This is a genomic window from Psychrobacter sp. TB67 (assembly GCF_000511065.1).
Lineage (GTDB): Bacteria > Pseudomonadota > Gammaproteobacteria > Pseudomonadales > Moraxellaceae > Psychrobacter > Psychrobacter okhotskensis.
This window is the reverse complement of sequence record NZ_AYYA01000077.1, coordinates 40757-55266: the sequence shown is the minus strand read 5'-3', so window position 1 is coordinate 55266 and position 14510 is coordinate 40757. Positions and strand designations below refer to the sequence as shown.

Here is a 14510-nt window from a genome sequence, read left to right as displayed (position 1 = left end):
ATACGACCACGAGTCTCAGCAGTTAAACGCTGCCGATAAGGCTTGGCTTTACGTCTGAGACACTGCCATAACCTGCCGCCCTTACGCTTGTTTGTCCATATATAGCGATAAATGCTCATATGACTGAGTCCACCATGAACACCTGCTATTTGCTGGGGACTCCAGTTCTCTTTAAGCTTGTCTGTGACCCAGTCCCATACGTCAGCGATGATGCTGAGCGCATTGTTTGATCGTCTTGCACAAGCTTTCTTATGAGCGTTATTGACTCGGTAACCGCGCAGGCTTTTATTGCGTCTGATTTCTCTTAATATGGTACTGGGACTTCTGTTTAACGCCCGCGCTATAAAATTAATACTATGTTCTGCCCCTATAAGGGCATAAATCTGGTATCGTTCCCCTAGGCTTAGATGCGTATAGTTCATGGTTGCAATCTCACTTTGGTCGGTGGATAAAAACTTTGATGCTAGCGCATCTAGGTCTTTTTTTCACCTCACATTTGGTATTGCACTTCATGTGTTAATCTAAGTAATGAAGAATCAATTGATTGTCCATTTTAACTTTTATTTCAACTATCTACATTTAAAATCACACCAAAAAAAAGCCAGCCACCTAAGTGACTGACTTCTTTAATAAAATTTGGTGGAGATGGCGGGAGTTGAACCCGCGTCCGCCAGCATTACGCTCATGAATCTACATGTTTAGTTTCTGTCTTTGGTTTTAATCCGCACCGATCCGACAGTCAGGATGGATTGGACGATTCTCTACTTTTGAACCCAAGCGATTGAGACAATCACTTGTGGCGAGCCTACATGCGGACGCTTCAACTTAGTTGACCAACTGTAGGTGATCAGCAGCTAAGTAAACAGGTTTAAACCATGTAAACAGGGTTTAAGCTGCTAGAGCGTAATTTTCGTCGTTTGCGACTATAACAATATATGTTTGATTAACGAGAGGACATATACTCTCGACATGCATCATTGAGTTTCATTACCAGCGTCGAAGCCAGAACATCCCCAATAAGGTCGTCTATTATATAGGACTTATACGTCGACTTTCAACCTATATAATATCTGTATTACATTACGTTACAGCTGAACTCTCTAAGCCAGCACTTTGTTGAGCCATTTACCGATATTTTGAATCTGCGGTATGCAAACTTGATGTGCCATCGGATAAGTATGATAAGCAACATTATAGCCTTTAGCGGATAATAACTGCTGCGCCTGCTCGCCCAAAATTACAGGAACAACTGGATCATGCGTACCATGCTCAATCAATACTGGCATATCTTTATTAGCAGCGCTATAGCTAATATTATCATTAGTCGCTAGATAAGTAGAGAGTGTCATCAAGCCAGCTAAACGCTGCGGGTAGCCAAGTGCCACATGATATGCCACTGCTCCACCTTGCGAAAATCCTGCGATTACAATGTGTTCAGGCTTAACACCACGCTCTATCTCACGGCTGATCAAATCACGGATTTGCTGCGCAGACTCTTCAATCTGAGCGACATCGACTTTACGCTCTAGGCTCATCTCTAAGATGTCGTACCATGCTGGCATGACCATACCACCATTCACCGTCACTGGGCGCTTTGGTGCATGTGGAAAAATAAAACGCACTGCCATATCATCCGCTAAACCGAGCTGTGGTACCACTGGCTCAAAATCATGACCACTCGCGCCCAAACCATGCAGCCAAATAACAGCGCGGTCTATGGTTTTTTGGCTGGGATTATGCTCAACGATAACGCACTCTAGATATTCACTCATCATTTATCCTTAATAATATTCAAAAATTTAAATAGGGTTAAAGTTACAAAATAGGTTCGGTTGTCATCATTCCTTAAACATAACTCGGTACTTTGAGTGCTAGTTAAATGACAATAAAAGTTATTCTTATTATTTTGCACTTTTTATGGAGACAGTTTACATGACAATTTCGGATAATTCAGTGCTTAAACGCAATCAGCTTAAGAAAGTGCCACTTAAAAAAATCGGTCAAATAAATCTTACTTTGCCGTTAGTAATTGTTAGTACCCTACTGCTAATAGGCTGCGAGGAAGATGACGACTTTTCGACTGCAGTGCCACCTACACCGCCTACTACTGAGCCGACCCAATCCGTCGCATACACTTACGGGGTTCGACCCTTTTACTTGGTCAATGATATGGATGAGGGCCCGCTCAAAGACGAGTTGCTGGCATGTAAAACGCAAATACCCAGCAAGACAGACTTCTCTATTTCTCATCGCGGCGCACCACTACAGTTCCCTGAGCATACTTATGACGGCTATGTTGCCTCGGCGCAAATGGGCGCAGGCATATCGGAGTGTGATGTTGCCTTTACCAAAGATGGCGAGTTGGTATGTCGCCACGCGCAAAACGACTTACATACCACCACCAACATTCTCGCGACCACACTGGCTGACCAATGTACCGTACCACCAATAGTGGACGCCAATGGCATACTGACCAATGCGGCGGATATTGAATGCCGAACCTCAGATATTAGCGCGAGTGAATTCAAAAGCCTCAAAGGGAAAATGGACGCTGCGAACCCTCAAGCGATTAGTATTAGTGGGTATATGAATGCAACAGCACCGTGGCGAACGGATTTGTATTCACAAAATGGTGAGTTATTGACTTTAAAAGAGCACATTACACTTGCCAGCAGCTTGGGCATGAAGCATACGCCTGAGCTGAAAGCCCCAGTCGTTACTATGCCGTTCAACGGTTATAGTTTGGATGCTTATCGTCAACAGTTAATTGACACTTATAAGAATGCAGGCGTGTCCGCTAGTGAGGTGTACCCGCAGTCCTTTAATATTGAAGATATCGAATACTGGCTTAACAACGAGCCCCTCTTTGCTGCCAATGCCGTCTACTTAATTGATGACAGTAATGAAACTGCTGCAGGCAAGACTTTTGACAAAAATGACCCGACCACGTGGAAGCATTCATTAGCCGATATCAAAGCTCGCGGTGTCAATACTATCGCACCGGCATCGTGGCTATTGGTCACTACCAATGGCAAGGGTAAAATGATGCCTTCTGCATACGCAACACAAGCCCAAGCCAACGGGCTGAATATTCTCGCCTGGTCACTCGAACGCTCAGGGCCACTTGCAGGTGGCGGCGACTGGTATTATAGTGGTCTGGGCGATGCCATTAATAATGATGGCGATATGATGAACTATATCGATGTACTGGCACAAGACGTTGGTGTCAAAGGCATCTTCTCAGATTGGCCCGCGACCGTCAGCTATTATGCCAATTGTAAAGGCCTGACATAGTCGTTATGAGGTCAAAACATCTCGGTAAATATATTTAGTAAAAAGGCCAACTTAGCTGAGACTAAGTTGGCCTTTTTTGGTTAACTCTGTCAAATAAATTTTTAAGTATCTCTCTCTAAAAAGTAAGATAGATTCAATTTAAAAACGATACAATTTTACTAGGCTACTGGAATGAATTTTTTGCAGCCTCTGTCACGCTGGCGAACAGCACGCAAGAAAAATTTATACCAGTAGCACGTTGATATAGTGACGCTCTTTTATTGTGAATAGACTATAGTGTCAGTAAGGTTCAATGTCCTACCATTATCTTACTTACTATTACTTGCCTCAGCTTTTCCATCAATTTTTCACAGCGATTGATGAGTGCTAGCAAAATGTAGCACTACTTTTATGCTACGATAATTTAATGGATTGATACTGACTGTATGACGCCTTATCAACATTTTTTAATCTTTGTAAATATAGCTGTGACTAACGCTACAGTCAAAAAACTTAGAATGACTACAGTGCTATTGGGATAAATTTTGCGCAGCCTCTGCGTATGCAGCACGCCAGAAAAACTTATCCCAATAGCACACTAATACAGCTGTACTAGCTTTACTATTCATCGACTATACTTTAGCTTAATTTTTTTATAAAACGATATAACGCTTATGACTCATATTTTATTGGTAGAAGATGATCCCGCTATTGCTATGTCGCTTAAAGTGACTTGCAAGCGTGAAGGCTGGCAAATCACTTGGTTAGATAATGCCAGCAGCGTACTACCGTTGCTACGTAGCGAAAAAGCGCAAGATTTATCAGCGATTATCTTAGACGTAGGGTTGCCAGACGGTGATGGTTTAAGCCTATGCCAGCAGATACGTCATGCGCCTGATGTAGGAACGCTCAAGGATGTGCCTGTGGTATTTTTGACTGCACGTAGTGATGAGGTCGATCGTATCTTAGGTTTAGAGATGGGCGGTGATGACTATTGTGCCAAACCCTTTAGCCCTAGAGAGTTGGTCGCCCGCCTAAAAGCGATTTGGCGACGTGAGCAATTACTTTATGAGCAGGCTGCCAATAACCATACAGAAACAGCAAATAATAGCGCCGACCACGCTTTATCTAACAATACTTCACTAAGCAATGGCTCTTCTAATAACATGTCGGGGCAAGCGCTGACGTTTGAGTGTCAGTCTGGTATCTGGCATTATCAACCGCTCAATTACTCGCTACTGTGGCAAGAGCAAAAGCTTGAACTGAGTAACACTGAACGCAAAATCTTATTGACCTTATTAAAAGCGCCCAATCAAGTATTTAGCCGTGAACAGCTACTCAATGCTGTCAGTGATTATCCTGACCATCGCTTGGCACGGACGATTGACAGTCATGTCAAATCCATTCGTAAGCAGCTGGCAAGCGTCGATTCTAGCATTGAAGTCATTCATACCCATCGTGGTCTTGGCTATGCGTTATGTCCAGCTTAGGCTTTGATATTATTCCTTCGATACTAAATGGTATATTCATATACTTAAAGTGATCTTGCCTAGCACCAATAGTAGTTTTAAAAATATGACTCATAAAACCAATAATAGTGCTAATACCAGCCAAAGTAATTGGTATGCAAAACTGCACCCCATTGGCACGGCACAACAAACGGCTGACCCAAAAAAACTGCTGAATTTAAGTATCTTTTTTAGGATTTGGTTGGCAGTGGCTTTAGTGCTGATTATTTGCGGCATCGTCGTGTTTACTCAGCTTTTTAGCTACGTCAAGCCGACCGTGCAGCAAGTGATTGAGGACACGCTCTTAGACACCAGTAAACTACTAGCAGCCAGCCTACAGCAACCACTGCAATCAAAAGAGCTGTACGATGAGGATTATCAAAGCCAACTTGATACTGCATTTATTAATACCTTAGCAAACAACAATATAACCCGCCCAGACATCAAGTATGATGAAAAAACCTATAGTAGCTTTCGAGTCTATGTCACAGACAAGCAAGGCACGGTCATCTATGATTCATTCCGCACGCCTGACAATGCTGAAGGACAGGACTATAGCCGCTGGAATGACGTCTATCTCACCTTAAAAGGCCAATACGGCGCGAGAAGTACGACACGAGATCACAATCAGCGCGATGGTACGGTCATGTATGTGGCGCAGCCAATCAAGGATGAGGCAAGCAATATAATTGGCGTCGTTAGCGTCGGTAAGCCAGTCGCGAGCGTGCTGCCTTACTTGGACAATACTCGTCGGCGTATGCTGATTACTGCCTTGCTCATTAGTATTGTCGCTCTTATTTTAGCTGGGCTCGTGGCATGGTGGCTTAAACAAAGCATCAGCCTTGTGACCCAATATACCAAGGCGCTGGCAGAAGACACCAAAAAGCCCTATTTTTACTTAGGTCATGAGCTCAATAGCTTGACCGATACCATTGAAACCATGAAGCATCGCTTAGAGAATAGAGGCTATGTCAACGACTATGTGCATACGTTGACCCACGAGCTAAAAAGCCCGTTGACGGCCATTCGTGCCAGTAGCGAGCTGCTAGAGGACGACGGCTTGGATGAAGACGATCGGCAGATGCTTATCCAAACCGTTGGTGAACAAAGTATAAAAATGCAGCAATTAATCGATAGGCTACTGTTACTCGCTAAGATTGAACAACCGACCTTTAAACTGAATCAACAACTTACTCCCTTATTACCGTTGATGCAGAGCCTTGCAAAAGACAATACCGCGAAGTTGCAACAGCAGCACCTAGCCCCTATTCATATCTATGCAGATGATAAAGTGGTTAGTGAATCATCACCTTTAAACGCAGATATATCCGCTCATATTAACGTTTTTGCCGATCAATTTTGGTTGGTACAAGTGCTGCAAAACGTATTGGACAACGCCATTCATTTTGCTGAAAGCACAATTAATATTTATATTCATCGCTCAGCACAAAGCGTCAAAATTGATATATTTAACGATGGTCAGTTATTGCCAGATTACGCGGTGACTAAAGCGTTTGACCGCTATTTTAGCTTGTCTCATCACGGTCATGTGCATCACGACCACTCACATAACAGCCACTCACATAACAGCCACGCTACTCATAGCGTTACCCAAAAAGATAATGAATTAGAACCATCTAACGCGTCCAAGTCTACGCCCAAAAAAGGCACAGGATTGGGCTTAACCTTGGTAAAACAAGTTATTGAACATCACGGCGGTCAGGTCGCTATTAGCAATATTAACCCCAGTAGTGAGGAGGAATCCTCTGTTATCAAGCATCGTTCTGGAGTAATGGTCAGTATCACCCTACCCTTGGCTCAAGAATAAAAATTTATGACAATTCATTAAACTTCCATCATTCCTACACAGGTTTTCTATCTCTTTATTTTATGATGCTGTTATTCAAATTCTTCATCAACAATAAAAGTAGAAACACTATGAAAAACCTTATTAATCAAACCCAAGTTCTAGAAAACTTTTTAGGCGGTAGTCGTCATTTTTGCCTACAAGCGCTGTCATGCGAAGGTATTGATAGTATTGATTTTGGGCATTGGCTAGCCATTCCTAGTCAGCAATTACTTCTGGTGTTTCGTCATCAGCAATGTGTGGCGGTTAATGATTATCCATTGCTTGCTTAAATCACTAAGTGCCCAATATGATTAACATGTCATCACTAAACAAACCACTAAAAGTATTACTACTATTTCTTGTAGTATGGTTTATTTACAGCGAATTTTTTGCTACTCACATTAAATCAATCAATAAAACAAACTATGATATTTACTCAGTAAAAGGCGAGTATCTTGCTAAAAGCACAGACGTAAGCTCAGGAGAGATAGATAAACAACAAAGGTTAGTTATCACACCTAAAAGTGAGGAGCAGTATTCAATTCGTTTTAGCGCGCAAACAGCAAATCACCCAATAGACATCTCAATAGGTTGGGATACGCGCGTATATGATAATAATGGCGACCGTATCTCAATGATAGACAGTCAAGGTAGCTCCTTCATATTTTCAGAAGATGGCTTTTGCGACTACGACATCATTATTCATGAGCAATACGCCGAAGCTAAAGGATCTAACAAGAATTTTTGTTATAAAAGAATACTCTTACATTACGCTAAAAATATCATTGTCACAGAAGGGTAAATAGCTTCAAGATATAAAAGCTAAGTGGTAAAGTGCATTACGGTTAGATCGCTAAATAGCTTATAAGTTCTAAAATAGAAAAGTCTTTTACCTTATCAATGAAATCCATCAACAGGGAAAAGACTTTTCTTGAATAATTAGCGAAATCAAACCACTAAGTAATCGATTCTACTGGTGGCTTTACATCCGCATTTTGACCGCGATGGCGCAGATAGTGATCTAGCAAAACAATGGCTAGCATAGCTTCTGCAATCGGCGTGGCACGGACACCCACGCAAGGGTCATGACGACCTTTGGTTAGCATCTCAATTGCTTCACCCTCTGTATTGATGCTCTTGCCAGCGGTAGTAATACTAGAAGTTGGCTTGAGCGCGATACTGACCCGAATATTTTGACCCGATGAGATACCGCCCAAAATACCACCAGCATGATTGGCAGTAAAGCCGTCCGGCGTCAGCTCATCACGAGAGCGATGACCAAACTGCCCTGCGACCGCCATACCATCACCAACCTCAACGCCTTTGACAGCATTAATACTCATCATTGCATGAGCAATGTCTGCATCGAGGCGATCAAATACTGGCTCACCTAAACCGACTGGAACACCGCTAGCAATAATCTCTAGACGGGCACCGCAGCTGGTGCCTTCTCGGCGCAAGCTATCTATCAAGGTTTCAAAACGACTGACGGCATCAGCATCCGCACAAAAGAACGGGTTGCTATTGACAAAGTCCCAATCGATTTGCTCGGGGTTGGTGACCTGACTGTATTCATTACCAATCTGCGTCACATGGCCATGAATTTGTACGCCCAAGCGATCTTGCAGATACTTCTTAGCGATAGCGCCCGCCGCCACGCGCATTGCAGTCTCACGCGCCGAAGAGCGACCGCCACCGCGATAATCACGAAAACCATACTTCATACTATAAGTATAATCGGCATGACCGGGACGGAAGGTGTCTTTGATTTCGCTATAGTCTTTGGATTTTTGATTGGTATTACGAATCAGCAGACCGATAGAAGTACCTGTGGTTTTGCCTTCAAATACACCAGAGATGATCTCAACTTCGTCAGACTCGCGGCGCTGGGTCGAGTACTTAGACGTGCCCGGCTTTCGGCGATCCAAATCAATCTGCAAATCTTCTGCGGATAATGCTAAACCCGGTGGCACGCCATCAACGATTGCCATGAGACCGGCACCATGCGACTCACCGCAGGTGGTGACCGTAAAAACTTGCCCGATACTATTGCCTGCCATATTTATCCTTAAACAAGTAAACGTAACTTATGCTTCTTTGATCAATCGTTTGTAATTTTTGACTGCTAATTTATACTTATTTATGACTGTCTAACATCTGCACAAAAGGAGCGAACAGCTGACGATGTGCCATTAGCTCATCATAAGTAATCGCAAACACCCCATGACCACCATGAGCGAACTTTAACCAGTCAAACTGAATCTCAGGATAGGCTTGCTTTAACGCCCACTCACTATCACCCACTTCACAGACCAGTAAGCCTTCTGGACTGAGATAGTCTGGCGCTTCAAAAAGAATGCGGTGTACCAAGTCCAGTCCATCTTGACCTGCTGCTAGCGCATGCTCAGGCTCGTATAAAAACTCTGGTGGCAAGTCTGCCATGATAGCAGCATCGACATACGGCGGATTGGTAACGATCAGCTCGTATTGATTTTCAGCAGGAATCTTGGCAAACAGATCCGACTCAATCACATTCACTTGATGGCCAAGATCATGATGATCGACATTGACCATCGCCACTTCAAGCGCGCCTTTATCAATATCTACAGCATCGACCAAGGCATCGACGAAGCGCGTCGCCAAGGCAATAGCAATACAGCCAGAGCCGGTGCATAAGTCTAAAACACGCTCAGGCTGTGATAGCTGCTTGACATCCAAACCATGATCATAGAAGGCAGTAGCCTTATCATTGACCGTCATACCCAGTGGCTTCGCCAGCTCATTGACATCAAAATACGGATGGAACTGTTGACGTATTAATTCTGCTACAGGCGAGCGCGGAATGAGCACGCGCTCATCAACATAAAAAGGCAAATCACAGAAGTAGGATAAATTGATCAAGTAGCTTAAAGGCTTACGCTCCGCGATACGCTCTTCTAACAGGCTCAATACCAATTGCTTCTCTGACGTGGTCAGCCGGCAGTCTAGAATCTGCTCATTCGCGGACCAATCTAACGACAACGAGTGCAATACAATCGCTGATGCTTCAGCAAACTCATCTGTCGTGCCTTGAGCCACGACCACATCATAGTTACGAAGTTGAGTGACCGAAAAACGTATAAAATCACGAATACTAACCAGTTGCTCGCGCGCTTCTTCGAGCTCTGCATGCAAGTTGGCAAATTCATCGTGCTCACCGAGAAGGCCTGTCTTCAAATCGTACTCCATCTCACCGTCCAAGCCCTTAGGCTCAGTCTCATTGAAGTATTGGTTTTGAAACTCTTCTGCGCTCATTGTTTGGTCTTCTGACATATCGCACCTTGCTGATTACATGTTCACTGACTACATGCGGATGGGTTAAATCGCTCTCTATAAAAAGCCGACTTATTAAATAATAATCTAGCCCTACATTATAGACGCAAACACTAGGTTGCGCCAATCACTGTGTTTTTTAGTTTACTAAAAACAGAAAAACACTGAGTGTATTGAGTTAGGCCATGTTCTCATGTTAAAAATGGTCATAAAAATGAGATAAATTGCCGTCAAACGAGGAAAATAGCACAAATAATATCGAGATATTAATCAGCTGTTTGACGACGTTTGGCAAAGTTTAGCCATTTTTAGCCCATTTAAATACAAGCGCTTGGATTGAAGACACGCCCTAGAATCTAGCAAAAATCCATACACACCATGGCTAAATTATTGCCCAACTGTAGTGAATACGTCAGCAGTTGACGTTTAGTACTATATAGGTATAAAAATATGTGTCAAAAGTTTGCGAAGCGTCTCAATTATGCGCATAATAGCCGCATTAGTAGCAACCACAAGTAACTTAAATATGATGAAAATAAAGCCTCTTATTACCGCCATATCTATCGTAGTCGTTAGTGCCAGCGTGAGTGCGCTTGCCGCCACCGCTGATAATACTCGCTCATTGCCAGTACGCACATCCGACTCCATGCCTAGCCTCGCTAAGAAAGTGAGCCTTGATGTGCAAGAGAATCGTAGCCGCTCAGTCGATGGTCGCGCTCCCGCCACTACTGCTAAGCCAGCTGACCGCATGACGCAATTGATTGATTCAAAGCAAGGCCAAAAGCCGATGGCAGCCGCTCAATCGAGCACTGCTGATAATATGAGCGCAGAAGAGCTGACTCGTAAAGATGAGCAATCTGACAGCACTGATGATATTAGTGAAGGTCAAGCCGTTGCCGCCCCTAGCGACGTCTCGTCTATTGACTCCTCTGACCCTTTGTCTTTTGAGTTACCTGAAAGCGAAAAGCGTCAAGATTTTAGCGATGACCCTACCATCAAAAACATCGAAGACAAAGATGGTAAAAGATACACCACGCTAAACTTGTCCAACTATGCCAAACAAGTCAATGATGCCGTCTGGTCACCAAGCATGAAGGTCAACTCAGCGATGACTATTAAAATGCAGGCATTACTCGATTGGAACCATGCTTCACCGGGTCCTATCGATGGCGGCTGGGGTATGAACAGTAAAAAAGCCTTGATCAACTTTCAAACCATGAAAGGCTTGCCAGCAACCGGCAAAATGGATCAAAAAACATGGAATGCCTTAATCAAAAACATTCCTGCCAATAAGCCCGTGTTAGTGACTTACACACTGACTGAAGATGATCTCAAAACCAACTTCGCGCCTACCCCTGCTGGCTCAGAAGCGAAGTCGAAAATGAAAGGTTTGTATTATCAAGATATCAAAGAGATGCTGGGCGAACGCTTCCACATGGACGTACGCTACTTAGATAAGCTAAATAAAAATAAAGCTTACCAAGCTGGCGAAACCATTACAGTCCTTAACACCCGTGGACCGCTGAATCAGCGCATCAACCGCGTTGTCGCCAATAAAGCAGACAAAACATTGTACGCCTACAATGATGACAAATTGGTCGCCACCTACCCAACGACTATTGGTAGCGATGCCACACCGTCTCCACAGGGTACTTTCAAAATTATCAACAAGGTAAAAATGCCTTGGTATAAAGCGACTGTCGGTGACGGTGCTCAGAAAAAGGTTCATATGCTGCCACCAGGACCGAACAACCCTGTCGGTGTTGTATGGATGGGCTTGTCTAAACCGTCTTATGGTTTGCATGGCTCGCCAAAACCTGAAGGTATCAGCCGTCAAGCATCAGCAGGTTGTGTACGTTTGACTAACTGGGATGTACTAGAGGTGTATGCCAACATTGAGAATGGCGCAACCGTTGTCCTAAAATAGTTTAGTTTAACAAAATGCTCAATGAAAAAAAGACCCTGTTAAGAGGGTCTTTTTTTATGACTGAGTTTCACTCAATTTTTAGATACTTACTATCAGAGAGCAGCAAAACAGCTTCCTAAAGCAGCGTCTTATTGGCGCTTTTCTTATGATACATCCACGCTTACTCTACAAAGTAAGCTTTCCGTATTTAACGTGCCAATGTAAAGTAACGGTATAAAATAACGATGTAAAGCACTCGCTTAGAGCATCAATTTAAAATATAACCCGTAAAGTAAAAATTGCCCACTGCCCTATGACTTATACTTTATAGCCTTCCTCATTACCAGTGATGCTGCCTACTTTTTTGGTAAAGTACAATCCTGCAGGAATAGAGATCAAGATACCTGCGGCTACTGCCATTTGGATATGTGGAATCTGATTAAACCCTGTAACCAAGGCGCCAATCATGAATACGCCAATGGTGACGGTTGCTGCTATGGAGTAGATGACAGAAAATAATGGCCAGTTCATAATTTATTCCTCATTTTTGTTGTGGGTATACTCCCTTTATACACTAAATCCACAAAGAAAGTAAGTATTTCCTATAAACCTGCGAGCCAGCTATAGTAAGTGACTAAGCATAAAAACCCTGTTAAAGTTAAGGTTTTTATTGTTATTAGTTAATGATGCATAATTTTACTATTTTAAGTATTACTACTTAATGACACTGCGCTCTATTTAGTCGTAAAAAACCCATACGTTGTCCTCGTTTTATCATTACAATAATGTCTTTCTTTTACTTTTTAAGAAAGCCATCTGCCATGACCTCATCTGAAAACAAACTCTCTAATGATTCTTCAGTTATAAAAAATGCTTCAAGCACAGCCATTTATCCAGACAAAAAAACGGCGCTAACTGACGCAGATGGTAGCTCTGTACTAGATAGCACTGTCGAACATACTCAGCCTTCAAAAAGCTCAGAGACTCGTGATGACAATGACTGCGGCGAGGATATGGCTTGTGCGCAGCCGCCTGAAACAACGATAGCGATAAAGTCCATTGGTGCTGACGAGGTAGTGGCAACGTTAGAAACCGCCAAGCCCAACAATGAGTCTGAAATAACTAAACTTGAAATCACTGGGCTTGAGACACCACTATCCAATGAGTCGTTAAAATCGACAACAGCGCCCAATCATCAAAATCTAGAAAATGTATCAGCAGAACATGCTCAAGCAGAAGAAGATAACGCTTCCGAGCAAACGTCTCAAGAAGATGCTGACGCTGAGGTAACGGTAGAGGGTATTGCCCCCGCTGATGTACAGGGCACTTATCCTATCTCTGATAACCCTCAGCAAGAAAGCAAAGCAAATAGTGACAACACAAAACCGTCCTCAATTGATAAACAGCCAGACACGCCTAAAAATAATGACACTATCGTAAAAAATACTGTGAAAGATAAAGTCGATAATCAGGAAGAACTAGAAGACGAGATTAAAGAAAAAAAGGAAGCCAAACTGGAGTCTTATAAGCAGTTTGTTGCTGAGCAATTCAGCAACCAAAAGGTAGACTATCCAGAAGTACGAGTCAGAATCGAGGCCAACGCTCTGCCTAGCAAAATGTATTTTATTATGAATATACTTTCTGCCATCATCGCCAGTTATGGGTTGGTAACCAATTCAGCTGCCGTGGTCATTGGCGCCATGTTGGTTGCCATGATGTTAGGTCCCATTACTGGCATAGCATTAGCGATTATTGATCATCGTATGCCATTGCTACGTAAATCACTGATTACGGTTATCGTCGGCGTATCATTGGTCGTACTGGTCGGCTTCGTCGTCGGTTGGCTGCACAAAGATCAGCCATTAACGACAGAGATACTATCGCGCACTCAGCCGACCTCGATGGATTTGATGATTGCCTTAGCAGGTGGTACTGCTGGTGCTTATGCGATGGTATCACCGCACCTATCAGTGGCAGTGGTCGGCGTAGCAGTAGCAACCGCTTTGGTGCCGCCACTGGCTGCCAGTGGTATTTTATTTGCCAATGGCGAGATTCAGCTAGGCTTTGGCGCCTTACTGTTAGCTGTTACCAACATTATTGCCATCCAATTTACCAATGCGCTTGTATTATGGCTTTTAGGCTTTCGTCGTTTGGTCAAGGACGACTACAAATCAAACACCTACCTGACTTTTTTGCAACGTAATGCAGTGACCCTATTGTTGTTAGCAGGGTTGGGCACTTATTTAACTATTAATCTACAAACCAACGCCAAGCAGCAAGTCTTTGAAAGCAGCGTCAAAGAAGCCATCAACAGCTACTTTATTGATAAGGGTAACGTACTGACCAATACTCAGTTTGATACCTCGAAAGAAAATAAAGTCGTACGTGCGGTCATTCGCGGAGAGACGACGCCTACCTCATACGATGTACGACAAATCGAAACTGTCATTACCCAAGATATGGCAGAGAATTTCCCTGAGTATTTACCCATTAAGCTACAGCTGCGCTACTTGCCAGTACAAGTCATTGAGTCCAATCCATTGATACAAGACAAACTCGACAAGACCGATGCGGCGATTTTGACCAATTAGCTTTTATGCGCTACCAAAACCATCGACTATTTAGAGACGCAGAATAACCTAGCAGTTGTAACTCTTGTACC

Annotated in this window: 12 protein-coding genes and 1 other RNA gene; 7 read left to right on the top strand and 6 right to left on the bottom strand. The window is 43.3% G+C overall.

The genetic code is table 11. From position 1 onward, the window contains the following. From W293_RS17085 to W293_RS0114110, 3 genes are all read right to left on the bottom strand, one after another. The coding region (locus W293_RS17085) for a helix-turn-helix domain-containing protein (RefSeq protein ID WP_025652747.1) at positions 1-422 on the bottom strand (422 nt) is incomplete at its 3' end. A gap of 215 nt (positions 423-637) precedes the next feature. Beyond that, positions 638-1015: a transfer-messenger RNA gene (ssrA, locus tag W293_RS17080) on the bottom strand. Positions 1016-1100: 85 nt separating this feature from the next. Beyond that, positions 1101-1772, bottom strand: coding sequence for an alpha/beta hydrolase (locus W293_RS0114110; RefSeq protein ID WP_025653048.1), 672 nt, complete (start codon positions 1770-1772; stop codon positions 1101-1103). A 160-nt stretch (positions 1773-1932) separates the two neighbouring features. Here W293_RS0114110 and W293_RS0114105 point away from each other — a divergent pair, with 160 nt between their 5' ends. The 5 genes from W293_RS0114105 to W293_RS0114085 all read left to right on the top strand — a co-directional run bounded on the left by W293_RS0114105 (position 1933) and on the right by W293_RS0114085 (position 7432). Next, positions 1933-3294, top strand: a complete 1362-nt coding sequence (locus tag W293_RS0114105) for a glycerophosphodiester phosphodiesterase family protein (protein WP_025653047.1) — start codon at positions 1933-1935, stop codon at positions 3292-3294. Between the two features lie 653 nt (positions 3295-3947). Beyond that, positions 3948-4763, top strand: a complete 816-nt coding sequence (locus W293_RS0114100) for a response regulator (RefSeq protein ID WP_025653046.1) — start codon at positions 3948-3950, stop codon at positions 4761-4763. 85 nt (positions 4764-4848) lie between these two features. Further along, a complete protein-coding gene (creC, locus tag W293_RS0114095; RefSeq protein ID WP_025653045.1) occupies positions 4849-6609 on the top strand; it encodes a two-component system sensor histidine kinase CreC in 1761 nt (586 codons plus the stop codon). 110 nt (positions 6610-6719) lie between these two features. Then, positions 6720-6920: a hypothetical protein gene (locus tag W293_RS0114090; RefSeq protein ID WP_025653044.1), complete on the top strand. Its 201-nt coding sequence runs from the start codon at positions 6720-6722 to the stop codon at positions 6918-6920. A 26-nt stretch (positions 6921-6946) separates the two neighbouring features. After that, complete coding sequence (locus W293_RS0114085) at positions 6947-7432, top strand: hypothetical protein (protein ID WP_156915670.1); 486 nt, start codon at positions 6947-6949, stop codon at positions 7430-7432. A gap of 154 nt (positions 7433-7586) precedes the next feature. On the opposite strand, the gene aroC is transcribed toward W293_RS0114085, so the two are convergent. Both aroC and prmB read right to left on the bottom strand, forming a co-directional pair. Then, positions 7587-8690, bottom strand: a complete 1104-nt coding sequence (gene aroC / locus W293_RS0114080) for a chorismate synthase (RefSeq protein WP_025653042.1) — start codon at positions 8688-8690, stop codon at positions 7587-7589. A 76-nt stretch (positions 8691-8766) separates the two neighbouring features. Further along, the gene (prmB, locus tag W293_RS0114075) at positions 8767-9942 is read right to left on the bottom strand and encodes a 50S ribosomal protein L3 N(5)-glutamine methyltransferase (RefSeq protein ID WP_025653041.1); all 1176 of its coding nucleotides are present in this window, start codon (positions 9940-9942) and stop codon (positions 8767-8769) included. Positions 9943-10468: 526 nt separating this feature from the next. On the opposite strand from prmB, the gene W293_RS16560 reads away from it, so the two are divergent. After that, a complete protein-coding gene (locus W293_RS16560; protein WP_037026291.1) occupies positions 10469-11869 on the top strand; it encodes a L,D-transpeptidase family protein in 1401 nt (466 codons plus the stop codon). Positions 11870-12166: 297 nt separating this feature from the next. On the opposite strand, the gene W293_RS0114065 is transcribed toward W293_RS16560, so the two are convergent. Next, positions 12167-12379, bottom strand: coding sequence for a hypothetical protein (locus tag W293_RS0114065; RefSeq protein WP_025653040.1), 213 nt, complete (start codon positions 12377-12379; stop codon positions 12167-12169). Positions 12380-12669: 290 nt separating this feature from the next. Between W293_RS0114065 and W293_RS16555 the strand changes: the two genes are divergently transcribed. Then, positions 12670-14439, top strand: a complete 1770-nt coding sequence (locus W293_RS16555; protein WP_025653039.1) for a DUF389 domain-containing protein — start codon at positions 12670-12672, stop codon at positions 14437-14439. Positions 14440-14510 lie beyond the last annotated feature (71 nt).